This is a genomic window from Variovorax sp. YR752 (genome assembly GCF_943372545.1).
This window is the reverse complement of record NZ_CALRZC010000135.1, coordinates 1-22,787: the sequence shown is the minus strand read 5'-3', so window position 1 is coordinate 22,787 and position 22,787 is coordinate 1. Positions and strand designations below refer to the sequence as shown.

24 protein-coding genes and 1 pseudogene are annotated in these 22,787 nt (G+C 68.7%); 12 read left to right on the top strand and 13 right to left on the bottom strand.

All coding sequences use genetic code 11. The features are described from left to right. Window positions 1-169: 169 nt before the first annotated feature. Window positions 170-1,354 carry a fatty acid desaturase gene (locus AAG801_RS26135; RefSeq protein WP_341890995.1) on the top strand — a complete coding sequence of 395 codons (1,185 nt, stop codon included), beginning with the start codon at window positions 170-172 and terminating at the stop codon, window positions 1,352-1,354. A gap of 21 nt (window positions 1,355-1,375) precedes the next feature. On the opposite strand, the gene AAG801_RS26130 is transcribed toward AAG801_RS26135, so the two are convergent. After that, complete coding sequence (locus AAG801_RS26130; protein ID WP_341890994.1) at window positions 1,376-1,900, bottom strand: OsmC family protein; 525 nt, start codon at window positions 1,898-1,900, stop codon at window positions 1,376-1,378. 129 nt (window positions 1,901-2,029) lie between these two features. Further along, window positions 2,030-2,542: a universal stress protein gene (locus tag AAG801_RS26125; protein ID WP_341890993.1), complete on the bottom strand. Its 513-nt coding sequence runs from the start codon at window positions 2,540-2,542 to the stop codon at window positions 2,030-2,032. A gap of 154 nt (window positions 2,543-2,696) precedes the next feature. On the opposite strand from AAG801_RS26125, the gene AAG801_RS26120 reads away from it, so the two are divergent. From AAG801_RS26120 to AAG801_RS26105, 4 genes and pseudogenes are all read left to right on the top strand, one after another. After that, window positions 2,697-3,284: a hemerythrin domain-containing protein gene (locus AAG801_RS26120; protein WP_101488924.1), complete on the top strand. Its 588-nt coding sequence runs from the start codon at window positions 2,697-2,699 to the stop codon at window positions 3,282-3,284. A gap of 65 nt (window positions 3,285-3,349) precedes the next feature. Beyond that, window positions 3,350-3,913 (top strand): annotated as a pseudogene (locus tag AAG801_RS26115) (HD domain-containing protein); the annotation flags it as partial. A gap of 24 nt (window positions 3,914-3,937) precedes the next feature. Then, a complete protein-coding gene (locus tag AAG801_RS26110) occupies window positions 3,938-4,435 on the top strand; it encodes an N-acetyltransferase (RefSeq protein ID WP_341890997.1) in 498 nt (165 codons plus the stop codon). A gap of 42 nt (window positions 4,436-4,477) precedes the next feature. Beyond that, complete coding sequence (locus AAG801_RS26105; RefSeq protein WP_341890992.1) at window positions 4,478-4,909, top strand: hypothetical protein; 432 nt, start codon at window positions 4,478-4,480, stop codon at window positions 4,907-4,909. Between the two features lie 46 nt (window positions 4,910-4,955). Here the strand turns inward: AAG801_RS26105 and AAG801_RS26100 are convergent, their stop codons facing one another. Further along, window positions 4,956-5,402: a universal stress protein gene (locus tag AAG801_RS26100; RefSeq protein WP_101488927.1), complete on the bottom strand. Its 447-nt coding sequence runs from the start codon at window positions 5,400-5,402 to the stop codon at window positions 4,956-4,958. 102 nt (window positions 5,403-5,504) lie between these two features. Then, window positions 5,505-5,984 (bottom strand): RidA family protein, encoded by a 480-nt coding sequence (locus AAG801_RS26095; protein WP_341890991.1) that lies wholly within the window; start codon window positions 5,982-5,984, stop codon window positions 5,505-5,507. Window positions 5,985-6,133: 149 nt separating this feature from the next. On the opposite strand from AAG801_RS26095, the gene AAG801_RS26090 reads away from it, so the two are divergent. Beyond that, on the top strand, window positions 6,134-7,027 hold the full coding sequence (locus AAG801_RS26090) for a LysR substrate-binding domain-containing protein (RefSeq protein WP_341890990.1): 894 nt from the start codon (window positions 6,134-6,136) through the stop codon (window positions 7,025-7,027). Window positions 7,028-7,061: 34 nt separating this feature from the next. On the opposite strand, the gene AAG801_RS26085 is transcribed toward AAG801_RS26090, so the two are convergent. The 3 genes from AAG801_RS26085 to AAG801_RS26075 all read right to left on the bottom strand — a co-directional run bounded on the left by AAG801_RS26085 (window position 7,062) and on the right by AAG801_RS26075 (window position 8,975). After that, window positions 7,062-7,607 carry an Rrf2 family transcriptional regulator gene (locus tag AAG801_RS26085; protein WP_099792448.1) on the bottom strand — a complete coding sequence of 182 codons (546 nt, stop codon included), beginning with the start codon at window positions 7,605-7,607 and terminating at the stop codon, window positions 7,062-7,064. A gap of 36 nt (window positions 7,608-7,643) precedes the next feature. Further along, on the bottom strand, window positions 7,644-8,342 hold the full coding sequence (locus AAG801_RS26080; RefSeq protein ID WP_341890989.1) for a Bax inhibitor-1/YccA family protein: 699 nt from the start codon (window positions 8,340-8,342) through the stop codon (window positions 7,644-7,646). 177 nt (window positions 8,343-8,519) lie between these two features. Beyond that, complete coding sequence (locus tag AAG801_RS26075) at window positions 8,520-8,975, bottom strand: hypothetical protein (protein ID WP_341890988.1); 456 nt, start codon at window positions 8,973-8,975, stop codon at window positions 8,520-8,522. A 121-nt stretch (window positions 8,976-9,096) separates the two neighbouring features. On the opposite strand from AAG801_RS26075, the gene ycaC reads away from it, so the two are divergent. The 4 genes from ycaC to AAG801_RS26055 all read left to right on the top strand — a co-directional run bounded on the left by ycaC (window position 9,097) and on the right by AAG801_RS26055 (window position 12,423). Then, window positions 9,097-9,723: an isochorismate family cysteine hydrolase YcaC gene (ycaC, locus tag AAG801_RS26070; protein ID WP_062479957.1), complete on the top strand. Its 627-nt coding sequence runs from the start codon at window positions 9,097-9,099 to the stop codon at window positions 9,721-9,723. Window positions 9,724-9,730: 7 nt separating this feature from the next. Further along, window positions 9,731-10,420: an isochorismatase family protein gene (locus AAG801_RS26065; protein WP_341890987.1), complete on the top strand. Its 690-nt coding sequence runs from the start codon at window positions 9,731-9,733 to the stop codon at window positions 10,418-10,420. A gap of 90 nt (window positions 10,421-10,510) precedes the next feature. Continuing rightward, on the top strand, window positions 10,511-11,107 hold the full coding sequence (locus AAG801_RS26060) for an NAD(P)H-dependent oxidoreductase (protein ID WP_341890986.1): 597 nt from the start codon (window positions 10,511-10,513) through the stop codon (window positions 11,105-11,107). A gap of 98 nt (window positions 11,108-11,205) precedes the next feature. Next, complete coding sequence (locus AAG801_RS26055) at window positions 11,206-12,423, top strand: acyl-CoA dehydrogenase family protein (protein ID WP_101488933.1); 1,218 nt, start codon at window positions 11,206-11,208, stop codon at window positions 12,421-12,423. A gap of 22 nt (window positions 12,424-12,445) precedes the next feature. On the opposite strand, the gene AAG801_RS26050 is transcribed toward AAG801_RS26055, so the two are convergent. The 5 genes from AAG801_RS26050 to AAG801_RS26030 form a co-directional block, all read right to left on the bottom strand. Beyond that, a complete protein-coding gene (locus tag AAG801_RS26050) occupies window positions 12,446-13,705 on the bottom strand; it encodes a Zn-dependent hydrolase (RefSeq protein WP_341890985.1) in 1,260 nt (419 codons plus the stop codon). A gap of 18 nt (window positions 13,706-13,723) precedes the next feature. Next, on the bottom strand, window positions 13,724-15,163 hold the full coding sequence (hydA, locus tag AAG801_RS26045) for a dihydropyrimidinase (RefSeq protein ID WP_341890984.1): 1,440 nt from the start codon (window positions 15,161-15,163) through the stop codon (window positions 13,724-13,726). Window positions 15,164-15,186: 23 nt separating this feature from the next. After that, window positions 15,187-16,692: an NCS1 family nucleobase:cation symporter-1 gene (locus tag AAG801_RS26040; protein ID WP_341890983.1), complete on the bottom strand. Its 1,506-nt coding sequence runs from the start codon at window positions 16,690-16,692 to the stop codon at window positions 15,187-15,189. Window positions 16,693-16,769: 77 nt separating this feature from the next. Beyond that, entirely contained in the window at window positions 16,770-18,086 is a 1,317-nt protein-coding gene (preA, locus tag AAG801_RS26035) for an NAD-dependent dihydropyrimidine dehydrogenase subunit PreA (protein ID WP_341890982.1), read from the bottom strand. 70 nt (window positions 18,087-18,156) lie between these two features. Beyond that, on the bottom strand, window positions 18,157-19,515 hold the full coding sequence (locus tag AAG801_RS26030; RefSeq protein ID WP_341890996.1) for an NAD(P)-dependent oxidoreductase: 1,359 nt from the start codon (window positions 19,513-19,515) through the stop codon (window positions 18,157-18,159). A gap of 265 nt (window positions 19,516-19,780) precedes the next feature. On the opposite strand from AAG801_RS26030, the gene AAG801_RS26025 reads away from it, so the two are divergent. Together AAG801_RS26025 and AAG801_RS26020 are read left to right on the top strand one after the other, a co-directional pair. Further along, entirely contained in the window at window positions 19,781-21,223 is a 1,443-nt protein-coding gene (locus tag AAG801_RS26025; protein WP_341890981.1) for a PLP-dependent aminotransferase family protein, read from the top strand. Window positions 21,224-21,272: 49 nt separating this feature from the next. Then, window positions 21,273-21,959 (top strand): TetR family transcriptional regulator C-terminal domain-containing protein, encoded by a 687-nt coding sequence (locus AAG801_RS26020; RefSeq protein WP_180838861.1) that lies wholly within the window; start codon window positions 21,273-21,275, stop codon window positions 21,957-21,959. Window positions 21,960-21,987: 28 nt separating this feature from the next. On the opposite strand, the gene AAG801_RS26015 is transcribed toward AAG801_RS26020, so the two are convergent. Next, window positions 21,988-22,692, bottom strand: a complete 705-nt coding sequence (locus AAG801_RS26015; protein ID WP_101488941.1) for a response regulator — start codon at window positions 22,690-22,692, stop codon at window positions 21,988-21,990. Window positions 22,693-22,787: the final 95 nt, after the last annotated feature.

The following is a 22,787-nucleotide window of genomic DNA, read 5'->3' as shown; positions in this document are numbered from 1 at the left end:
AGAAAAAACGCCGGCGCCACAGGGGAGGGCGCATGGAGCCGGGAAGCGTAGCACGCAAGCCGCGCGCGTGGCAGCTGTGGCGCCCGCCGTTGATCTGGCGCAAGGCCTGCGGGCAGGGCGCTTCCGAGAATCGCGGCCACTGTCCACCGTGTCTGAAGGGTACGTACGCATGGCATCTTTTCTTCTCTCGGGCGCGCTCGATCTTCCGTGGTGGGGCGTGCTGCTGGCCGCGCTGGCGCTGACGCACGTCACCATCGCCTCGGTCACCATCTTCCTGCACCGCCACCAGGCGCACCGCGCGCTCGACCTGCACCCCATTGCGAGCCACTTCTTCCGCTTCTGGCTCTGGATGACGACGGGCATGGTCACCAAGCAATGGGCCGCCGTGCACCGCAAGCACCACGCCAAGTGCGACACGCCCGACGACCCGCACAGCCCGCAGGTGGTGGGCCTGAAGCGCGTGCTCTGGGGCGGCGTGCTGCTGTACGTGGCCGAGGCGCGCAACCCCGAGACGCTGAGCCGCTACGGCCACGGCACGCCCGACGACTGGCTCGAGCGCCGGCTGTACACGCGCTACCAGACGCTGGGCATCACCTGCATGGGCCTGATCGACATGGCGCTCTTCGGCGTGCTGCCGGGCGCGCTGGTGCTGGTGGTGCAGATCGCGTGGATTCCGTTCTGGGCCGCCGGCGTGGTCAACGGCATCGGCCACTTCTGGGGCTACCGCAACTGGCCTGCGTCGGACGCGAGCACGAACATCTTTCCGATCGGGCTGCTGATCGGTGGTGAAGAGCTGCACAACAACCACCACGCGTTCCCGACCTCGGCCAGGCTGTCGAACAAGTGGTTCGAGTTCGACATCGGCTGGGTCTACATCCGCGCGCTGCAGGCGGTGGGGTTGGCGAAGGTGAAGCACCTGGCGCCGAAGCCGCGCCTCGCCACGCCGCGCGCCACCGTCGACCTGCTCACCGTGCAGGCGGTGATCCGGCACCACTACGACGTGCTGTCGAACTACTCGCGTTCGCTGAAGCAGGCCTGCACCGAAGAGCTGGCCCGGGTGCATGCGCTCGCGCCGAACAAGGCCCGCGCACTGCGCGCCGCGCGGCCCTGGCTGGGCAAGGAAGAAAAGGCGCTCGACGCCACGCGCCATGCCCAACTCACGCAAGCGCTGGTGGCCTCGCAAGCCCTGGAGACCATGTACGCGATGCGGCGTGAACTGACGGCGCTGTGGAGCCGCTCGGGCGCCACTGGCGAGCAGCTCGTGAAGCGGCTGCAGGACTGGTGCGAGCGCGCCGAAGCCAGCGGCATCGCGCCGCTGGAAGCCTTTGCGGTGCGGCTGCGTTCCTACGCCTGAGGTCGGCCTTCGCCGGTGCCGTCAGGCCTGCCCGACCTGCACCGCGACATCGAGCGGGATGGCCCGGCGCAGCGCAGTGCCCACGGGGGAGTGCGCCTCGGCCCACTGCACCAGGTCGCGCAGGTCCTGCTCCGGCACGCCATCGGCAGCGATTCGCACCGCGACATGGATGCGGCTGGGGCCGGCGGGAACGGAGGCCGGCTCACCGAGCAGGCCGCGGCTGTCCGACTGGCTGCCGACCACCACTTCGAGGGTCGTCAACGCGATGCCGAGCTGCGCCGCCCGCATGGCGATCACGGTCGTTTCGCAACTCGCCAGGGCGGCGCGCATGAACCAGCCGGGCGATGGCGCTTCAGCGTTGCCTCCGATGGCCTTCGGCATGTCGGTCTCGAGAGATTCCCCCGTGGGCCCGGTCACGCGAAACCGCAGGCCCGACACCAGGGTGGCCACTGCCTGTTTGTCCTGGGTCAGGGCGTCCTGGGGGTGCGCCGCGAAGTGGCTCGTGAGGGTGTCCATGGACTGCCGGATGTGCTGGGGTGAGCTCATGGCGCTGCTCCTTGAAACGGGGAACGGGCGGGCGGTTCTCGCGCGAAAAAAGAGAAATGAGCCGCGAGCGCTGCAACTCATTCTGGGCGCGCCGCCGGGCCCCGTCAAACCGGCGGCGGGCGATGCCGCCTACTGGTTCGCGACCAGCCCGTCCGGCAGGCTGAAGCGCTCGTAGTCGACCTTCGCAGCGACTTCGGGTGCGCGGATCAACAGCACCGGCACGGGCGCCATGCGCAGGATGTGTTCCGCGCTGCTGCCCATGGCCCAGCGGCTCAGGCCGCGCCGGCCGTGCGTGCCGAGCACGATCAGGTCGGCCTTCGAGGCGATGGCTTCGGTCACCACCTGGTCGTGGACCGCACCGGCCTTGAAGCCGTCGCGCAGCACGACGTCGGCCTCGACACCTTCGGCCTGCGCCTGGGCGCGTGCCTTCTCGAGCAGCGTCACGGCGTTGGTGCGCAGCACCTCGAGCCAGTCGCCCGAGTGGCCTGCGTACGCGTCCATGCCGAGCGCGAACGAGAGCTCGTCGAGGATGTGAACGAGCCGCAGGCGCCCACCGGTGAGCTTGGCCAGGCGGATGGATTCGGCCAGGCCTTCGCCGGAGGTGGAGCTGCCGTCGACGGGAACCAGGATGTGTTGGTACATGGTGTGGAACCTCCAGGAATGCGTTGAAGAAAGAAAAGAGGAGAGGCCGTGCCAGTCTGTGCCTGGCCGCATGCACGGGCCTTGATCTGGCGCAAGCCCGCACGGCCTCGGGCTTGCGACCCTTGGGGCCTTCGAAGAACGAAGGAGACCTTTCATGACCCATGTCGCGGTGAAGATCATTCGCCAGGAGCACGCCGCGCTGGCGGCCATGCTGCGTTCCATCGTGATGCTGCTCGACCAGCACCGCCGCAAGGGCACGATGCCCGACTTCGCGACGCTGCGCGCGATGCTGTTCTACGTGGACGAGTTTCCCGAGAAGCGCCATCACCCGAAGGAGACCGAGCTGCTCTTTCCCCGGCTGCGCGCCTGCACGCCGATCTCGCGCGACCTGATGGACAAGCTCGACAACGACCACGCCTGGGGCGAGCGAAAGATCCGTCACGTCGAGCACGCGCTGCTCGCGTTCGAGATGCTCGGCGAGCCGCGCCGCGTGGCCTTCGAACAGGCGATGAACGAGTACGTGAGCTTCTACCTGGAGCACATGGCGCACGAGGAGCGCGAGATTCTTCCGCTGGCCGAGCGCGTGCTCAGCGAGGACGACTGGCGCGAACTCGACGCGGCCTTCGGCGAGAACCGCGACCTGTTCTCCAGCCACCCCGCGCCCGACGAGGTCTATGCCGCGCTCTTCACGCGCATCGTCAACGTGGTGCCTGCGCCGATCGGGCTGGGGCCGGCGCTGTAACAACGGTGTGCCTGCGGATCGCTTAGGCTCGGCCTGACACATTCAGGACAAAACGAGACCGCGAGATGGACATCGATCAGATCAAGGGAAGGCTGGACTTCCTTCGCGAGGCCGAGCGCCTCAAGAGCGTGCTGCGCAGCGCGCACACCGCCTCGGGCCGCACCGAGAGCACGGCAGAGCACAGCTGGCGCCTGTGCCTCATGGCCATGGCCTTCGAGGACGAGCTGGCCGACCTCGACCTGCTCAAGGTGCTGAAGATGTGCGTGGTGCACGACCTGGGCGAGGCGATCCATGGCGACATTCCCGCCATCGTGCAGGGGGCGCATCCCAACAAGAGCGCGCAGGAGCGCGAAGACCTGCAGGTGCTCACGCGCACGCTCGATGCGCCGCTGCGCGCCGGCATCCTCGCGCTGTGGGACGAGTACGAAAAGGCCGAAACGCCCGAGGCGCAAGCGGTGAAGGCGCTCGACAAGCTCGAGACCCTGCTGCAGCACAACCAGGGCGCGAACCCACCGGACTTCGACTACGAATTCAATCTCGGCTACGGCCAGAAGCACACCGGCACGCGGCCGCTGTTTCGTGCCATGCGGGCGTTGGTGGATGCCGACACGCAGAAGAAGGTGGGGGCCGCGCGGCGGGCGGAGGCGGGGCCGGTGGTTCGCCCCGAGCAACCGGGCGACGAGGCTGCCATCCGGCAACTGACGGTGGCGGCGTTTGCCGAGGCACCGCATGCCGACGGCACCGAACACCTCATCGTCGACGCCTTGCGCGCAGCCGGCCAGCTCACGCTGTCGCTCGTGGTCGAGGAAGGCGGCGAGATCGTCGGCCATGTCGCGCTGTCGCCCGTGGCGATCTCCGATGGCACGACCGGCTGGTACGGCCTGGGGCCGATCTCGGTGGCGCCTGCGCGCCAGGGGCAGGGCATCGGCCGGCTGCTGATGGACGCCGCGCTGGCGGGCCTGCGCGACACCGGCGCGCAAGGCTGCGTGCTGCTGGGCGACCCGGCCTTCTATGGCCGCTTCGGCTTCGTCGTGCGGCCCGGCCTGGTGTTGCCGGGCGTGCCGCCGGAGTATTTCCAGGCCGTGTCGTTCCACGGCGCGTGGCCGGTCGGCGAGGTGCGGTACCACGCGGCGTTCGGCGTCGGTGCCTGACGCACGGGCCGGGGGCGCGAGGCGTTCATAATCGCCCCCGTCATGCCTGCCCGCCACCTGCCTTCGGACTCTGCCCATGCGCCGCGCGTGAAGCGCGCGCAGACCTCGGTGTCCGCGCGTTCCGCGACCCCCGAACCGCCCCGCCGCCGCATCCATGACGGCGGTGCCTCCCGCAGCCTTGCGGGCTTCACCGCGATGGAAAGCAGCGCAGCACCGGCCCGCGCGCCGGCCGCGGCGCGCCCGCGCAACTGGCGCACCACGCTACTGGGCGTGGCGCTCGGCCTGGTGATTGCGATGTTGCTGCTGATGAAATGGCTGCTCGACTACCAGGTCGAGTCCGCCGAAGCGCGCCATGTGCAAGAAGCGCAGGCGCGCACGCAGGCCGCGCGTTGCTTCGGCCGCGATGCCGGGCCGTCGTGCCCGCCGGCCGGTCGCACGGTCGTCGAGACCGTCGAGTCGGCAGCGACCCGATAACCGTCGCGCACCGCGCCCCGCGCGCGCGGTGCCTCATTCGTTCAGTTCAGCGCAGCACCAGCACCGGAATGTGCGAGTGCGTCAGCACGTGCAGCGTCTCGCTGCCCAGCAGCAGCCGTGCAAGGCTGCGGCGCCCGTGCGAGGCCATCACGATCAGGTCGCAGTCCTGGTTCTTTGCGGTGTTGATGATGGCCTCGGCCACCTGGTTCGACTTCATGACCACCGAATCGGCGCGGCGCACGCCCTTGGCCAGCGCGGTGTCGCGCACCGCATCGGCCACGCGCTGGGCCGCCTGCTCGACGTGTTTCTGGTTGGCTTCGAAATCCGTCTGGTTCAGCAGCATCGAGCCTTCGAAGTAGCCGTACGGCTGGATGTGCGCGACGTTGACGCTGACCAGCTCGGCGCCGGTCAGCAACGCGAGGTCGATGGCCGTGGCCACCGCCTTGTCCGACAGCGGCGAGCCGTCGGTTGCGACGAGAACACGCTTGTACATGGCAGGCTCCTTGGCCCCCGGCACCGCGGGTGCCTTTGCCATTGCAGTCTAGGTCGCGTGCGCGAGGCATTCAAGGCACAGCGCGCACGGCGGGCCCTGGTCCTACACCTTCGCGACGAACTTGATCTCGATCAACTGGGTCGGCAGCGCGAGCCGGGGCGTGACGAGCAGGGTGCTTGCCACCGGCGGCTTCTCCACGCCGTAGGCGGCCTTGCGCACCGGCCCCGCGGCGGCGAAGGCGGCGTCCATGTCGGTCACGTAGAGCACCTCTTCGACCACGTCGTCGAGCGAGGCGCCGAAGCGCGCGAGGATCTTTTGTGCGTTCACGTAGGTCTGGCGCATCTGCGTGGCCATGGCGCCGTGGTCGGTGATCCGACCGTCCGCGTCGAGCGGCGCGGGCCCCACCATGTCGCCGTGGTCGTCGTGCCCCAGCTGTCCCGAGACGTAGATCGTGTCGCCGACCTGCACGGCTTGCGCGTAGCCGTACTCGTCTTCCCAGGGCATGCCCAGGCCTTCGGCGTGGCGACGCGGGCGCGTGGCGTGGGTTGCGGTGGATGTGGCGGATGGTGCGGGTGTGTTCATGGGTCGTTCCAGTCTTGAAAGGTGGTGGGTCGAGGCGGTGCACCGGCTGGCGCACCGCACGCCGCAGGGGCGTGAAACGAAGGTAGGGCGTACCGGATTCGATGTGAAGGCCGCAAAATGAAGACAACCCGTACCGGATCTGGAACACCATGGACCTCGCTGCCCTGTCGGACTTCGATCTCGTTGCGCTGCACGGCGGCTTCGGCAAGGCCAGCCGCGCCAGCGGCCGACCCAAGGCCACGCTGTCGCGCCGCGTCATGGACCTGGAAGCCAGCCTGGGCGTGCGCCTCATCGAGCGCGGCCAGCGGTCGCTGCGCCTGACCGAAGAGGGACAGTTGCTGTTCGAGCGCACCTCGGGCCTGGTGCGCGAGATCGCGGAGGCCGGCGATGCCGTGTCGACCGGGCGCGGCCGCCCGCGCGGCCTGCTGCGGGTGAGCGCGCCGGTGGTGTTCTCGCACGCGGTGCTCGGCGGTCTGGCGGCCGAGTTCGCGCAGCGCTTTCCCGAGCTGCGGCTCGACCTCGTGGCCGAGGACCGCAACGTCGATCTGGTGGAAGACGGCTACGACGCGGTGGTGCGCGTCAATCCGCGGCCCGATGCCGCGCTGGTGGGGCGCCGCTTCGCGCGCGACGAGATGTTCGTGGTCGCGCCGGTGTCGATGGCGCGGCCGAAACCCGGCCCGCGCGGTGCGGCGGTCGGGGTGCCGGCGGTCACGCTCAGCAGCGGCTTCGACGCCGTGCCCTGGCACATCGCGGCCGATGCCGCCACGCGCACGCCGGCCCTGGTCCTCGCGCCGGATGGGCGGGTGCGGCTGTCATCGCTGTTGATGGTGCGGGACGCCGTGCGCCACGGTGTGGGCGCGGCCTTGTTGCCGGCCTCGCTGTTTGCCGACGATGTGGCGGCGGGCCGGCTCGCGGTCTGGGGGCACGTGCCCGAATGCGCGGTCGAGTACTGGGTGCTGCACGCCTCGCGCCGGCTGGTCAGCACGAAGGTGTCGGCCTTCGTGAATTTCCTGGTGGAGAAATATCCGCGCCACGGCCCCTGAAGGCGCCCGCGGCGCGTGCACGTGAGCCGATGCGTCAGCTGCTCGTGCTGTGGCGACGTCCCAGTGCGAACACCGAGTTCGGCGCGTCGACCACGAAGGGCTTGCGCACCGGCGAGCCGACGACGGCCGTCGTGCGGCGTGCGGCCGCGCTGGTGGCGGGCTGCACGCCCTTGGCCTTCTGTTCGTCGACCAGGCTCTGCAGCGTGATCGAGCGCAGGAACTCGACGGCGCGCAGGTTCACGGAGGCCCAGAGGTCGTCGATCTCGCAGCGGCCGGGCTCGTTGTCCGAACCGGCGGCGCGCGGGCGGATCTTGCTGGCGCCCAGGTCTTCGATGGTGAGCACGACGTCGGCCACCGTGATCTCCGCGGCCTTGCGGCTGAGCGAGTAGCCGCCGCCGGGGCCGCGGGTGGATTCGACCAGCCCGTTGCGGCGCAGCTTGGCGAACAGCAGTTCCAGGTACGAGAGCGAAACCTGCTGGCGCAGGCTGATCGAGGCCAGCGTGACGGGGCCCGAGCGGCCGTGCAGGGCGATGTCGATCATCGCGGTGACCGCGAAGCGGCCCTTGGTGGTGAGGCGCATGGTGCTTTCCTTCCTTGTCTTGTCGTTGTGGCGCGCTTACTCGTCCCGGCCGCCGGCGATGCCCAGCAGGGCCAGCAGCGACTGGAACACGTTGTACAGGCTCAGGTACACGCCCAGCGTGGCCGAGATGTAGTTGGTTTCGAGGCCGTCCTTCACGCGCTTCAGGTCATGCAGGATGAAAGCCGAGAAGATGCCGATGGCGGCGACCGACAGCGTCATCATCAGCGCGCTCGACTGGATGAAGACGTTGGCGATGCCCACCACCAGCAGGCCGATGGCGCCGACGAAGAGCCACTTGCCCATGGCCGAGATGTCGCGCTTGATGACCGTCGAGAGCATGGCCATGCCCAGGAAGATGCCGCCGGTGCCGGCGAAGGCGGTCATCACCAGGCTGGCGCCGTTGGACAGGCCGAGCACGCTGCCGACCAGGCGCGACAGCATCAGGCCCATGAAGAAGGTGAAGGCCAGCAGCACGGGCACGCCGGCGGCGGAGTTCTTGGTCTTCTCGATGGCGTACATGAAGCCGAAGGCGCCGCCGAGAAACACCATGATGCCGATGCCCGGCGACAGGGCGCGCGTGAGGCCGGTGGCCACGCCGAGCCAGGCGCCCAGCACGGTGGGCACCATCGACAGCGCGAGCAGCCAGTAGGTGTTGCGCAGAACGCGGTTGCGTTCCTGGACCGAGGCCAACGGTGCGCCGAAGCTGGAGGGGTAGGCCGATTGGCTGGAGTTCATCGAAAAATCCTGAAAAGAGAGAGGGCCGGACGGGTCGCATGACACGTGCGGCAGGGCCGTCAGACGGCTGAAAAAGAAGGGGCTGGGGCGTCGCGTGAAACAGGCGACGGGCCGGATGGGTGAGCGCAAACGCCCGGACTTTTCAGTCCTCAGGCGTTCGCTCGCCGCCGCGCGGCCTCAGGCGGCGAGGAGGGCGTGGAGTCGGGGTGGCCGCTTGGGCCGATCGAGCAGTGGCGAGACCACCGAGGTGGAGCCGAGCCGCGGCGGTTGCGCGGAGAGCACCAGCAGGTTGCGTGCGTGCGGCCGGGCGTCGAGCAGTTCGGCGTGCTCGGAGCCTGCTTCGTCCATGGCGGACGGGTCTTCGGCAGACGTGTTGCCGATGTCCTTGTCGCCGCCATCGGCCAGCGAGACGGCGAGCGTCACGACGGTCTGGCGTTCACCGGACGACGTCACATGGGTGCCACCCACCAGCCCGTGCGCGAGCACGGCGAAGCCGTAGCAGGACAGCATGAAAGCGAGGACGGTAGCGGCAAACCAGCGGGACATGTAGGGGTATTTTACCCGCCGCGACGGATCGGCCCCGGCGGGCGCGAATTCATCCGACCTGCGCGCACGGGTGTTGCCATCGTCCATCGGGTGGAACGCTGCAGGCAAATTTCGCCGACTACCGGACTTCGGGGCGCGCTTTTACGCTGACGGACATGCATCGGGGGCCATTTTTCCCCGGCATTCACCCTCACAAAGGAAGCCTCCCATGTCCAAGCCCTACACCCGTCTCGACAAGAACGATGTCGCCGTGCTGCTGGTCGACCACCAGACCGGCCTGCTCTCGCTGGTGCGCGACATCGACCCCGACAAGTTCAAGAACAACGTGCTGGCCCTGGCCGACATCGCCAGCTACTTCAAGCTGCCCACGGTGCTGACCACCAGCTTTGAGAACGGCCCCAACGGCCCGCTCGTGCCCGAGCTGAAGGCGCAGTTCCCCGACGCGCCCTACATTCCGCGCCCCGGCCAGATCAACGCCTGGGACAACGAAGATTTCGTCAAGGCCGTGAAAGCCACGGGCAAGAAGCAGCTCTTGATCGCCGGCGTGGTCACCGAGGTCTGCGTGGCCTTCCCGGCGCTGTCGGCGTTGGCCGAGGGCTTTGACGTGTTCGTCGTCACCGATGCGTCGGGCACCTTCAACGACGTGACGCGCCAGGCCGCGTGGGACCGCATGTCGGCCGCCGGCGCGCAGCTGATGTCGTGGTTCGGCGTGGCCTGCGAGCTGCACCGCGACTGGCGCAACGACATCGAGGGGCTGGGGACGCTGTTCTCCAACCACATCCCCGACTACCGCAACCTCATCACCAGCTACACCCAGCTGACCCAGGGAAAGTGAGCACCCCATGACCATTCCCAACACCGTCGCCAACTTCAACGGCGCCAAGCCCGTCATCGACCCCGACGATGCCGTGATGCTGCTCATCGACCACCAGAGCGGCCTGTTCCAGACCGTGAAGGACATGCCGATGACCGAGCTGCGTTCCAACGTCACCACGCTGGCCAAGGTTGCGACGCTGGCGAAGATCCCGGTCATCACCACCGCCTCGGTGCCGCAGGGGCCCAACGGGCCGCTGATTCCCGAAGTGCACAAGTACGCGCCGCATGCGCAGTACGTGGCGCGCAAGGGTGAGATCAACGCCTGGGACAACCCCGAGTTCGTGGCCGCCGTGAAGGCGACAGGGCGCGGCACGCTGATCATTGCCGGCACCATCACCAGCGTGTGCATGGCCTTCCCGAGCATCTCGGCCGTGTACGACGGCTACCGCGTGTTCGCGGTGGTCGACGCCTCGGGCACCTACTCGAAGATGGCGCAGGAGATCACCTTGGCGCGCGTGGTGCAGGCCGGCGTGGTGCCGATCGACACCGCGGGCGTGTGCTCCGAAGTGCAGAAGACCTGGCACCGCGACGATGCCGCGCAATGGGCCGAGGCCTACAGCGCCGTGTTCCCGCCGTATCAGCTGCTGATCGAGAGCTACATGAAGGCGCAGGAGGTCGTGACGAACAGCGAGCAGCTGGATTCGCAGCGCAGCTGATCGCCCCGATGCGACACTGACGAACGCCGCACCGCACGCGAAACGTGCGGCGCGGCTTTCCTTCTTTCAACGCACGGCAAGGAGCCTCGCATGGACAGTCCCCGCATCCTGATCATTCCCGGCAGCGCCCGCGACGGCTCGCTCAACCGCCAGCTGGCGGCCGTGGCCGCCGCCACCGCGCGCGCTGCAGGCCTGCAGGTGACCGAGATGGATCTGCGCGCGCTCGCGCTGCCCGTGTACGACGGCGACCTCGAGGCCGCCTCGGGCGTGCCCGTCGGCGCGCTCGAGCTGCGGCGTGCCATCGCGGCGAGCGACGGCGTGCTGATCGTCACGCCCGAGTACAACGGTTTTCCCACGCCGCTGGTCATCAACGCTTTCAGCTGGCTCTCGCGCATTCCGCCGGGCGACGGCCACGCGGGCGGCCTGGCCGCCACGGCCAACAAGCCGGCCGCGCTGCTGTCGGCCTCGCCCGGCCCGCTGGGCGCGCTGCGCTCGATGAACTTCCTGCGCCAGTACCTGCAGATGGCCTTCGCGATGCTGGTGGCGCCGCAGCAGTTCGCGCTCGGACGTGCGAACGAGGCCTTCGATGCGGATGGAGCACTGAAGGACGCGCGCGCCGCGCAGTCGGTGCAGAAGGTGGTGGCGGCACTGGCCGCGCTCGCGACGGCGTTGCCCTCCCCACGTTGATTCGCGCAGGGGCGGCGTTCGTGCTGTCGCGCGAACGACCGTCCCGATCCGCATCGCGACGTATCTTCGACCGCACATTGGAAGAAGGACGAGACGACATGCAATTCGAATTCACGCCCCGGGTGCTCGCGCTGCGCGCCGAGCTGCTCAAGTTCATGGACGAACACGTCTACCCGAACGAGAAGCGCCGCGAGGAAGAGCTGGCCGCCAACGCCCGCGCCGGCCGGCCCTACGCCGAGCTGCCGATGATGGCCGGCCTCAAGGCCAAGGCGCGCGAGCGCGGCCTGTGGAACCTGTTCCTGCCCGAAGCCGAACACGGCCCCGGCCTCACCAACGTCGAGTACGCGCCGCTGTGCGAGATCATGGGCCGGCGCTACTGGAGCGCAGAAATCTTCAACTGCTCCGCGCCCGACACCGGCAACATGGAAGTGCTGGCGCGCTACGGCACCAAGGCGCAGCAGGAACGCTGGCTCACGCCGCTGCTGGCCGGCGAGATCCGCTCGTCGTTCGCCATGACCGAGCCCGAGGTGGCGTCGAGCGACGCCACCAACATCCGCTGCAGCATCCGCCGCGAGGGCGACGAGTACGTCATCAACGGGCGCAAGTGGTACATCACCGGCGCCATGAACGAGCGCTGCGAGATCTTCGTGCTGATGGGCAAGACCGACCCCGACAACGCCGACCGCCACAAGCAGCAGTCGATGGTGCTCGTGCCGAAGAACACGCCCGGCATCACCATCGTGCGCGACATGCAGCTGCTGGGCATGTACGACCCGCCCTTCGGCCATCCCGAGATCGTGTTCGACAACGTGCGCGTGCCGGTCGAGAACATCCTGCTGGGCGAGGGCCGCGGTTTCGAGATTGCGCAAGGCCGCCTTGGCCCCGGACGCATCCACCACTGCATGCGCGCCATCGGCATGGCCGAGGCCGCGCTGGAGATGATGTGCCAGCGCCTCGTGTCGCGCGTCGCCTTCCACAAGCCGCTGTCGGAGCAGGGCGTGTGGCGCGAGCGCATTGCCGAGTCGCGCATGCTCATCGAGCAGTCGCGCTGGATGGTGCTCCACGCGGCCTACCGCATGGACACCGTGGGCAACAAGGTCGCCGCGAAAGAGATCGCGATGATCAAGGTGCTCACGCCCAACAACTGCGTGAAGGTGATCGACTGGGCCATGCAGGCCTTCGGCGCGATGGGCCTGAGCCAGGACACGCTGCTCACGCACTTCTACGCCTACGAGCGCCACCTGCGCGTGGCCGACGGCCCGGATGAAGTGCACCGCAACGCGATTGCGAAGCAGGAGCTGGCGGCGTACCAGTAACGGCAACGCCGCCGCGAGCGCGTCAGTCGACGCGCTTCGCGCGCTCCAGCATGGCGTGCAGCAAGACGTTGCAGCCGGCCGTCAGATGGTCGGGCTGCGCGTCCTCGATCTCGTTGTGGCTGATGCCGTCCTTGCAGGGCACGAAGATCATGCCGGCCGGCGCGAGCCGCGCGGCATAGATCGCGTCGTGGCCCGCCCCCGAGACCACATCCATGCTTGAGTAACCGAGCTTTTCAGTGGCGCGGCGCACGGCGTCCACGCAGTCGGGGTGGAAAGGGCAGGGCGGGATGTACGACACGCGCTCGATGGTCACGGCCAGCCCGGTCTCGCGGCCGGTGCGTTCGACGAACGCGAGGATCTCGCCGTGCATGCGGTCGAGCAGCTCGTCGTTCACGTTGCGCAGGTCGACTGAAAACTTCACCTGCCCTGGAATCACGTTGCGGCTGTTCGGGTGCACCTGCACCATGCCGACCGTGCCGCGTCCGTACGGCTGGTAGCGCATCGCGATGGCCACCACCTCCTGCATGATCCGCGTCGCCACCTGCAGCGCGTCGCGGCGCAGGTGCATGGGCGTCGGGCCCGCATGCGCTTCCATGCCGGTCACCACGCAGTCGTACCACGAGAGGCCCAGCACCGCCGGCACCACGCCGATGACCTTGCCCGCGTCTTCCAGCACCGGGCCCTGTTCGATGTGCGCTTCGAAGTAGGCGCCGATGGGGTGGTCGCCTGGCGTCTGGCTGCCGACGTAGCCGATGCGTTCCAGCTCTTCGCGCACCGTCTTGCCTTCGGTGTCTTTCGCGGCATAGGCGTGCTCGAGGCTGAAGGCGCCGCAGAAGACACCCGAGCCCATCATCACGGGCACGAAGCGCGAGCCTTCTTCGTTGGTCCAGAACGCGACCTCGATGGGCGCCTCGGTGCGGATGCCCTGGTCGTTCAGCGTGCGCACCACTTCCAGCGCCGACAGCACACCGTAGTTGCCGTCGAACTTGCCGCCGGTCGGCTGAGTGTCGATGTGGCTGCCCGACACGATGGGCGGCAGCGCGGGGTTGGTGCCTTCGCGGCGCATGAAGACGTTGCCGATCTTGTCGACCGTGATGCTCAGGCCCGCTTCCTTGCCCCATGACACCACGAGGTCGCGGCCCTGCTTGTCGAGGTCGGTCAGCGCCAGGCGCTTGACGCCGCCTTTGGGCGTGGCGCCGATGCGCGCCAGCTCCATCAGCGAGTTCCACAGGCGCTCGCCGTTGATCGTCAGCACCTGTTGTGTGTCCACTGCTGCATTCATGTATGACTCCTTGGGGATTCAGCGCGCCACGGCCGTGGGCGCGTGCCGGTGCTTGAAGCGTTCCAGCGCGGTGAACATCGGCGCGAAGGCCGGGCGCTTCAGGTAGCGACCGGTGCCGGGCTCGGCGCGCAGGTCGCCGTCGCGGTAGACCCAGCGGCCCGCGCTCACGGTATGGCGCGGCACGCCCGTGACTTCGCGGCCCTCGAAGATGTTGAAGTCGCTCTTCGAGTGCTGCGTCTTCACCGACAGCGTCTTGGTGGCCTTCGGGTCCCACACCACGAGGTCGGCGTCGGCTCCGGGCTGGATGACGCCCTTGCGCGGGTACAGGTTGAACAGCTGCGCCGCGTTGGTGGAGGTGACGCGCACGAACTCCGACGGCGTGAGCCGGCCCGCGTTCACGCCCGCATCCCACAGCACAGCCATGCGTTCCTCGACGCCGCCGCAGCCGTTGGGAATCTTCGTGAAGTCGTTGCGACCGGCGGCTTTCTGCTCGGCGCAGAAGGTGCAGTGGTCGGTCGCCGTGGTGTGCAGGTTGCCGCCCTGCAGGCCGCGCCACAGCATGGCCTGGTTCTCGCGCGAGCGGAAGGGCGGGCTCATCACGTGGGCGGCGGCGCGCGCGAAGTCGGGGTCGCGGTAGGCGCTTTCGTCGACCACCAGGTGGCCGGCCAGCACTTCGCCGTACACGCGCTGGCCGCGTGCACGGGCACGGGTGATGGCCTCCAGCGCTTCGCCGCACGACACGTGCACCACGTAGATCGGAACGCCCAGCACGTCGGCGATGGCAATGGCGCGGTTGGCGGCTTCGGCCTCGACCATCGGCGGGCGCGACAGCGGATGGCCCTCGGGGCCGCGAATGCCCTGTGCCAGCAACTGCTGCTGCAGCATCGCGACCAGCTCGCCGTTTTCCGCGTGCACCGTGGGCATGGCGCCGAGTTCGAGCGAGCGCTGGAAGCTCTTCACCAGAATTTCGTCGTCGGCCATGATCGCGTTCTTGTAGGCCATGAAGTGCTTGAAGCTGTTCACGCCGTGCTCCTGCACCAGCGTGCCCATGTCTTTGTGCACGCTGTCGTTCCACCAGGTCACGGCCACGTGAAAGCTGTAGTCGCCGGCGGATTTTTCGGCCCAGCCGCGCCACATGCGAAACGCGTCCATCAGCGACTGCTGCGGATCGGGAATCACGAAGTCGATGATGCTGGTGGTGCCGCCGGCCAGCCCCGCCGCCGTGCCGCTGAAGAAGTCGTCGGCCGCCACGGTGCCCATGAAGGGCAGCTGCATGTGGGTGTGCGGGTCGATGCCGCCGGGCAGCACGTAGGCGCCGCCGGCATCGACGACTTCGGTGCCGGCCGGCACCTGCAGGTCGGTGCCGACCTGGAGGATCTTGTCCCCCTGGCAGAGCACGTCGCCGCGGTGCTCGGCATCGGCGTTGACCACCGTGCCACCGCGAATGAGAACGGTCATGGCGTGGGTTCCTTTTCTTTGCTTCAGCTGGGGTTCTTGAGGGGTGGAGTCATGCCCTGAAGCTGTGGCGCACGCGCCTTCATCAGCCCCATGTAGACGACGGCCGACAGCGCCACGCCGACGAACCAGGCGTAGGTGTAGATCGTCTTGAAGAACTCGGGCATCGTCGGCACGGCCGAGGGGAAAGCCGCGTTCAGGAAGCCCGGAATGTTCGGCAGCACGCCGACGACGAAGGCGATGACGGCCGCCATGTTCCAGCCGTTGCCGTAGCTGTAGGCGCCGTTCTCGCGGTAGAGCGCATCGACGTCCAGCTCCTTGCGGCGGATGAGGTAGTAGTCGGCAATCAGGATGCCCGCCACCGGCCCGAGCAGCGCCGAGTAGCCGATGAGCCAGGTGAAGATGTAGCCCTGCGTGGTCTCCAGCACCTTCCACGGCATCATCACGATGGCGATGCCGGCGGTGACGTAGCCGCCCGTGCGGTACGAGATCTTCTTCGGGTTGAGGGCAGAGAAGTCGTAGGCCGGGCCCACGAGGTTGGCTGCCAGGTTCACGCTCACCGTGTCGATCAGCAGGATGATGAGCGCGATCAGCACCGCGGCGCCGGTCATGCGGCTGGCCAGGTCGACCGGGTCCCACAGCGCCTTGCCGTAGATGACCACCGTGGCCGAGGTGACCATCACGGCCATCATCGCGAGCAGGCCCATGGGCGCGGGCAGGCCGATCACCTGGCCCACCACCTGGTCGCGCTGCGAACGCGAGAAGCGCGTGAAGTCGGGAATGTTCAGCGCCAGCGTGGCCCAGAAGCCGACCATGGCCGTGAGCGACGGCCAGAACACGGCCCAGAACATGCCGGCCTTCTTGCCGCCGGCCTCGAACTGCGAAGGCTGGTCGAAGATCGGGCCCAGGCCGCCCGCGCGCTGCACGGCCCAGTAGAGCAGGGCAATGCACACGATGATCTTCAGCGGCGCGGTGTAGGTTTCGAGCCGGCGGATCGACTCGATGCCGTGCACCACGAAGTACAACTGGATCGCCCAGAAGACCAGGAAGCACACGAGCTGTGCGCCGTTGATGCCGAGCATCGGCAGCTTGTCGCCGCCCAGTTGCTGGCCCATGAGAACGCCGACCAGCGTGTAGATCATCTGGCCGCCGAACCAGGTCTGGATGCCGTACCAGCCGCAGGCCACGATGGCGCGCAGCAATGCGGGGAGCCGCGCCCCGCGCGTGCCGAACGAGGCGCGCGCCATCACCGCATACGGAATGCCGTACTTCGCACCCGCGTGGCCGATGAGCAGCATCGGCACCAGCACGATGGCGTTGCCGAGGAACACGGTCAGCACCGCTTGCCCCCACGACATGCCGCCCTCGATGAGGCTGGCCGCCAGCATGTAGGCGGGGATGCACATCACCATGCCCACCCAGAGTGCGGCGAAGTGGTACCAGCGCCACGTTCGCTGCGCCAGCGTGGTGGGCGCGAGGTCTTCGTTCCAGAGGTTGGCTGTGGGGCTGCCGCTTTGCGATGAGGTGTTCATGGTGTTTGTTCCTGCATGGGGCTGGGCTGGGAAGGGGACTCACGCGGCGCAGGCACGATCCGTGCCGACCCGGCGGATCAGTGCGGGGTGGCGTCGGCGACGCGCAACGGGTTGTTGGGGTGCGTGGTCCAGTTGGCGTAGTGGCCGACCACCGGGTGGCCGGTGCGCGCGTCCGTCTCGCCGGCCTTCAGCGTGCGCATCGACAGCGCGCCGGGCACCGGGCAGATCGACACGCACAGGTTGCAGCCGACGCACTCTTCTTCCTTCACCTCGAAGAAGCGCATGCCGTCTTTCGTGGCGCTGATGGCCTGGTGCGAGGTGTCCTCGCACACCACGTGGCAGCGGCCGCACTGGATGCACAGGTCCTGGTGGATCACGGCCTTGTCGACGTGGTTCAGGTTGAGCTGCTGCCAGTCGGTGATGCTGCCGACCGCGCGGCCGCGCATCTGTTCGAGGTTGGCGTAGCCCTTCTGGTCCATGAAGTTGGAGAGGCCGTCGCACAGGTCCTGCACGATCTTGAAGCCATAGACCATGGCGGCAGTGCACACCTGCACCGAGCCGCTGCCCAGCGCGATGAACTCGGCCGCGTCGCGCCAGGTCGAGACGCCGCCGATGCCCGAGATGGGCAGGCCGGCGGTCTGCGGATCGCGCGCGATCTCGGCCACCATGTGCAGCGCGATCGGCTTGGCGCCGGGGCCGCAGTAGCCGCCGTGCGAGCCCTTGCCGTCGGTGTGCGGGAACATCGCCATCGCGTCGAGGTCGACGCCCATGATCGAGTTGATGGTGTTGATGAGGCTCACCGCGTCGGCGCCGCCCTTCTTGGCCGCGCGCGCGGCGGGCCGGATGTCCGCCACGTTGGGCGTGAGCTTCACGATCACCGGCAGCTTCGAGTAGTGCTTGCACCACTCGGCCACCATCTGGATGTACTCGGGCACCTGGCCCACGGCCGCGCCCATGCCGCGTTCGCTCATGCCGTGCGGGCAGCCGAAGTTCAGCTCGATGCCGTCGCAGCCCGTGTCTTCGACCATCGGCAGGATGTTCTTCCAGGCCTCTTCGGTGCACGGCACCATGATCGATGCCACCAGCGCGCGGTCGGGCCAGTTGCGCTTCACGCGCGTCATCTCGTCGAGGTTGGTGCGCAGCGGCCGGTCGGAGATCAGCTCGATGTTGTTGAAGCCCGTCACGCGGCGGTCGGCCGCATACGACACGGCATAGCGCGGGCCGTGCACGTTGACCACGTTCGGGTCTTCGCCCACGGTCTTCCAGACCACGCCGCCCCAGCCGGCTTCGAAGGCGCGCACGACGTTGATCTCTTTATCGGTCGGCGGTGCCGACGCCAGCCAGAAGGGGTTGGGGCTGCGGATGCCCACGAAGTCGATGCTCAGGTCTGCCATGTGAATTGCTCCTGTCGCGCCGCGGCGCGCACGGATGAGAGGTGAGAAAGGAAGAGAGGGCGCTGTCGCGTCAGGCGGCGCGCAGGTGGCGGTCGATGGACAGCGCGGCCTGCTTGCCGTCTTCCACCGCCTCGACCGTGAGGTCGCGCCCGCCGAAGCGCGCGTCGCCGCCGGCCCAGACCTTGGGGCGCGAGCTGCGGCATTCGGCATCGGTGTCGATGCGCCCGCCTTGCAGCCGCACACCGCTGTCTTCCAGCGCGGTCGCGACAAAGCTCTGGCCGATGGCGCACAGCACCATGTCGGCCTGCAGCGCGAGGGCCTCGCCGGTCTCGACCAGCTTGCCGTCGACCAGCGCGGTGCGCGCGAAGTCGATGCCGCGCAGCACGCCGCCCTTGGCGCGCAGGGCCTTGGGCGCGGCCCAGTGGATGATGCGCACGCCGTTCTCCTTGGCCCAGCTCTGCTCGTCGACCGAGGCGCCCATGGCCTCGGCGCCGCGCCGGTAGACGATGCTCACGTCTTCCGCGCCGAGCTTGCGCGACTGCACAGCCGCATCCACGGCCGTCATGCCGCCGCCGATCACCACCACGTGGCGTCCGATGGCCACGTCGGCCGGCGAGGCGGCCTGGCGCAGCTCGGCGATGAAGTCCACCGCGTCGCGCACGCCGGCCTGCTCGCCCAGGCCCAGTTCGTTCACGCCGGCCAGGCCGAGGCCGAGGAACACCGCGTCGTACTCGGTGGCGAGTGCATCCAGGTGCAGCTCGCGGCCCAGCGCCTGGTGGTTGCGCACCTCGATGCCGCCGACCGACAGCAGCCACTCGATCTCTCGCTGTGCAAAGCCGTCCACCGTCTTGTAGCTCGCCAGGCCGTACTCGTTCAGGCCGCCGAGCTTGGGGCGCGCGTCGAACAGCGTCACCTGGTGGCCCAGCACCGCGAGGCGGTGCGCGCAGGCCAGGCCGGCCGGGCCCGCGCCGACGACAGCAATGCGCTTGCCCGTGTCGGCCGCGCGCACGAACAGCGGTGCGCCGGGTGCGTCGAAGAAGGCATCGGTCGCATGACGCTGCAGCAGGCCGATTTCCACCGGCTTGCTCTCGTTGCTGTTGCGCACGCAGGCCTGCTCGCACAGCACCTCGGTCGGGCAGACGCGGGCGCACATGCCGCCCAGCGGGTTCTCTTCGAGGATGGTGCGCGCCGCGCCGCGCAGGTTGCCGTCGGCAATGCGGCGGATGAAGGTCGGGATGTCGATGCCCGTGGGGCAGGCCGTCTGGCAGGGCGCGTCGAAGCAGTAGTAGCAGCGCTCGGCCTCGATGTTGGCCTGCACCACGTTCAGCGGCGGGTGGGCGTCGCAGAAGTTCTTGGCGTACTGCGCGGGGTCGAGGCGGCCGGCGCGCACATCGGAGGCAATGTGCGCGCTGGGCGCGACGGGATTCATCGTGCTGCTCATGGGCTTTCAAGCTCCAGGTCGTGGTGGGGTAACCGTGTGCGACATGAGAGGTCGAGCCCTCATGAAGTTTGACCAAGTGGTCGAATGTCGCGATGATTCAGCAAACGAGGGGTGCCGCCCATACACAGTTGGCGCGGCGCACAAGAAAGTGTTTGCCGCTGCCGACCATGCTGTTTGGTGCACTCCCCAGCACAGTTGCCCAGGGCAAACCCTGTCCAGACAGGCCGCATGCGTTTCTCAAGGAGACCCGGTGATGCAGAGTTCAAGCAACGCGTCGGCGCTGCGCCAGACGGCGCCGGCCGGTGCCGGTTGGATGCAGGGCCTGATGGGCGACATGGACGAAGCCGCGCCCGGCCTCGGCCTGGCGCAGCGCCTCGTGGTGGGCGTCGAGTTGCGCGTCATCGACGGGCGTCTGGCACCCGGCACCAAGATGCCTTCGGTGCGCGCGCTGGCCGGCAAGCTGGGCATCAGCACCTTCACGGTCACCGAGTCGTACAGCGCCTTGCGCGCGCGCTCGGTGCTGGCCTCGCGACCGGGGAGCGGCTACTACGTGCTGCACCGGCCAGCGCCTGCGCCGAACGTTGTTGCGTCGCCCGCGGCCGAGGCGCACGCCGACCACGACAGGCCGCCACCGGCCGAATACCGTGGCGACGAACTGGTGCGCGAGGCCATGCGTCGCGTGGCCCGCGCGACCCCCGAATGGGACGACGGCGCCAGGCCCGGGCTCGGACTGGTGCGACTGCGCGAGCGCATCGCCGCACGCCATCGCGCCGAGCTGCCCGCACTCGGTCCGCAGCAGGTGATGACCGCCGCCGGCAGCCTCGGCGCTGCGATGTGCCTGCTGCAGGCGTGGACCGCGCCCGGCGACGCGGTGCTGATCGAGTCGCCCGCGTCGCGCCAGCTGCGGCGGCTGATCCACACGCTGGGCCGGGGCACGCTGGAAGTGCCGCGGCGCGGCGGTTGCCTCGACATTGCCGCACTCGACGAGCAGGCCGCCTTGCTGCCTGCGGAGGGCCGGCGCCGGTTGCTGTTCGTGTCGACGGCTGTCTCCAATCCGCTGGGCGTGTGCATGAGCCCGCAGGGCGCGCACCAGGCGCTGCAAGCCGCCGAGCGGCACGACCTGCGCGTCATCGAGCTGGATGCGTGGCGCGGGCTCTCGCCGCTGCAGGCGCCCAGCCTGGCGGCCATGGACGGCCTGCAGCGCGTGGCCCAGGTCGGCAGCGTCTCGGCCACGTTGTCGGCCCGCCTGCGGCTCGCGCATGTGCTGTTGCCGCAGCGCTGGACCGACGACCCCGCGCTGCGCTGCCTGCACACCACGCTCGGGCCGAGCGAGTTCGAGGAACGCGTGGCCTGCGAAGTGCTGGCCGATGCCGGCCACGCGCGCTTCCTGCAGCGGCTCAACACGTCCTTGAAGATCGCTGGCGAGCGCACGCTGTCGCTGTTGACCGGGGCGGGCCTGCAGGCGCTGTGCGTGCCCGATGGTGGCCCTTTCCTCTGCGCCGGCTGGCCGGCCGGCAGCGAGCCGCGGCCGTCGAGCGATGCGGTGCTGCTGGAGGCGCGCAAGCAGGGCCTGCCGCTCACCGCCGCCGCGGACTTCTGCACCACGCCGCAGCCCTTCGCGTGGTTCCGGTTCAACGTCACGCAGTGCGGCGACGAGCGGCTGGTGCGCTTCCTGGCGCGGATCAAGAACCCATGAGTGCTGCGCAGTGCCGTTCCAGGCAAGCGCGCAGCGCGGAGGTCATTCGATGAGCATTGCGCCACGTCCCCCCGCGGTGAAGCGCCAGGCGCGCCGCCAGAACCTGGAGAGCGCGATCCTCGCCGTCGCGCAGGAGTGCTTTGCGCTGCACGGCTATGGCGGTGTGTCGGTCGACGACATCGCGGCCGATGCGGGCGTTTCCAAGCAGAGCCTGCTCTATTACTTTCCCTCGAAGTCGGCGCTGTACCGGCGCGTGTTCAACGACGTGCTCGATTCGTGGCTGTCGAATCTCGACAGCCTCGCCGATGCAGACCTCGATCCGCACGCGGCGCTGGAGCGCTACGTCACGCAGAAGCTCAAGTTCTCCTACGACCACCCCTCAGGTTCGCGCTTGTTCGCGCAGGAAATCATCTCGCAGGCGCCGCAGTGCGCCGACGACATCCAGGCCAAGCTGGTGCCCGCCTTTCGGGCCGAGGCGGCCGTGCTGCAACGCTGGATGGCGGGCGGCGACATCGACCCGCTGCCGGTGCCGCACCTGCTCTTCACGCTCTGGGCCATGACCCAGACTTATGCCGACTTCGCCTGGCAGATGCGGATGCTGCTCGGCAAGCAGGCGCTGGAGCCGGAAGATTTCGACCAGGCGCGCGAGACGATCATGCGGATGCTGGAAGGGGCGCTGGGCTTGTCGCGGCCCGCGACGTCGGCGGTGGTGGCGAGCCCGCCGTGGAACGGCTGAGCGCTGCTTCCACAGGAAACAAGGGTGTTCAATGCACCGCGTCGGCCGGCGGTTCCCACGCAAAGCCCACGCCATACACCGACCGTATCCAGTCGTGCGCGGGCGTCACCGCACCGAGCTTGCGGCGCAGGTTCTTCACGTGGCTGTCGATGGCGCGCTCGGTCACGTCCACGGTGTCGTCGTAGGCCAGCTCCAGCAGCCGGGCGCGCGAGAAGATGCGGCCCGGGTGCCGCGACAGCACCTGCAGCAGACCGAACTCGCGGCGCGTGAGGTTCAGCGGCGTGCCGTCGAGCGAGGCGCGCCAGTGCACATCGTCGAGCACGAGGCCCGGTGCGTTGTCCGAAACAGTCGACTGTCCCGGTGCAGCAGCAGGCGCGGTTCGGCGCAGCACGGCACGCACGCGCGCCACCAGCTCGCGCGGCGAGAACGGCTTGCACACGTAGTCGTCGGCGCCCAGCTCCAGGCCGAGCAGGCGGTCGACCTCCTCGATGCGCGCGGTGAGCATGATGATCGGGTGCGCCGTGTGCTCGCGCGCGCGGCGCAGCACCTCGATGCCATCCAGGCGCGGCAGCATGATGTCGAGCAGCGTCAGGTCGGGCGGTGCGGCGACGATGCGTTCGAGCGCGCTCTGCCCGTCGGCGAAATGCTCGGTGTCGTAGCCGGCGTGGCGCAGGTAGTCCTGCACCACGGAGGCGATGTCGAGTTCGTCCTCGACGATCACGATGCGTGTCATGCGGAGGCCGCCAATGGAAGGGTGATCGTCATGCGCAGGCCGCCCAGCGGCGAGAGCGCCGCCTCGATGCTGCCGCCGTGCGCCTCGAGGGTCGC

What these genes read in the sequence shown, in the direction of transcription:
- AAG801_RS26015 (WP_101488941.1), bottom strand. Translation starts at nt 22,692, where the DNA reads ATGACACGCATCGTGATCGTCGAGGACGAACTCGACATCGCCTCCGTG.
- AAG801_RS26065 (WP_341890987.1), top strand. Translation starts at nt 9,731, where the DNA reads ATGACCATTCCCAACACCGTCGCCAACTTCAACGGCGCCAAGCCCGTC.
- AAG801_RS26105 (WP_341890992.1), top strand. Translation starts at nt 4,478, where the DNA reads ATGCCTGCCCGCCACCTGCCTTCGGACTCTGCCCATGCGCCGCGCGTG.
- AAG801_RS26060 (WP_341890986.1), top strand. Translation starts at nt 10,511, where the DNA reads ATGGACAGTCCCCGCATCCTGATCATTCCCGGCAGCGCCCGCGACGGC.
- AAG801_RS26125 (WP_341890993.1), bottom strand. Translation starts at nt 2,542, where the DNA reads ATGTACCAACACATCCTGGTTCCCGTCGACGGCAGCTCCACCTCCGGC.
- preA (WP_341890982.1), bottom strand. Translation starts at nt 18,086, where the DNA reads ATGGCAGACCTGAGCATCGACTTCGTGGGCATCCGCAGCCCCAACCCC.
- AAG801_RS26025 (WP_341890981.1), top strand. Translation starts at nt 19,781, where the DNA reads ATGCAGAGTTCAAGCAACGCGTCGGCGCTGCGCCAGACGGCGCCGGCC.
- ycaC (WP_062479957.1), top strand. Translation starts at nt 9,097, where the DNA reads ATGTCCAAGCCCTACACCCGTCTCGACAAGAACGATGTCGCCGTGCTG.
- AAG801_RS26055 (WP_101488933.1), top strand. Translation starts at nt 11,206, where the DNA reads ATGCAATTCGAATTCACGCCCCGGGTGCTCGCGCTGCGCGCCGAGCTG.
- AAG801_RS26120 (WP_101488924.1), top strand. Translation starts at nt 2,697, where the DNA reads ATGACCCATGTCGCGGTGAAGATCATTCGCCAGGAGCACGCCGCGCTG.
- AAG801_RS26090 (WP_341890990.1), top strand. Translation starts at nt 6,134, where the DNA reads ATGGACCTCGCTGCCCTGTCGGACTTCGATCTCGTTGCGCTGCACGGC.
- hydA (WP_341890984.1), bottom strand. Translation starts at nt 15,163, where the DNA reads ATGACCGTTCTCATTCGCGGTGGCACGGTGGTCAACGCCGATGCCGAG.
- AAG801_RS26020 (WP_180838861.1), top strand. Translation starts at nt 21,273, where the DNA reads ATGAGCATTGCGCCACGTCCCCCCGCGGTGAAGCGCCAGGCGCGCCGC.
- AAG801_RS26100 (WP_101488927.1), bottom strand. Translation starts at nt 5,402, where the DNA reads ATGTACAAGCGTGTTCTCGTCGCAACCGACGGCTCGCCGCTGTCGGAC.
- AAG801_RS26085 (WP_099792448.1), bottom strand. Translation starts at nt 7,607, where the DNA reads ATGCGCCTCACCACCAAGGGCCGCTTCGCGGTCACCGCGATGATCGAC.
- AAG801_RS26135 (WP_341890995.1), top strand. Translation starts at nt 170, where the DNA reads ATGGCATCTTTTCTTCTCTCGGGCGCGCTCGATCTTCCGTGGTGGGGC.
- AAG801_RS26075 (WP_341890988.1), bottom strand. Translation starts at nt 8,975, where the DNA reads ATGGACGATGGCAACACCCGTGCGCGCAGGTCGGATGAATTCGCGCCC.
- AAG801_RS26130 (WP_341890994.1), bottom strand. Translation starts at nt 1,900, where the DNA reads ATGAGCTCACCCCAGCACATCCGGCAGTCCATGGACACCCTCACGAGC.
- AAG801_RS26030 (WP_341890996.1), bottom strand. Translation starts at nt 19,515, where the DNA reads ATGAATCCCGTCGCGCCCAGCGCGCACATTGCCTCCGATGTGCGCGCC.
- AAG801_RS26040 (WP_341890983.1), bottom strand. Translation starts at nt 16,692, where the DNA reads ATGAACACCTCATCGCAAAGCGGCAGCCCCACAGCCAACCTCTGGAAC.
- AAG801_RS26050 (WP_341890985.1), bottom strand. Translation starts at nt 13,705, where the DNA reads ATGAATGCAGCAGTGGACACACAACAGGTGCTGACGATCAACGGCGAG.
- AAG801_RS26080 (WP_341890989.1), bottom strand. Translation starts at nt 8,342, where the DNA reads ATGAACTCCAGCCAATCGGCCTACCCCTCCAGCTTCGGCGCACCGTTG.
- AAG801_RS26095 (WP_341890991.1), bottom strand. Translation starts at nt 5,984, where the DNA reads ATGAACACACCCGCACCATCCGCCACATCCACCGCAACCCACGCCACG.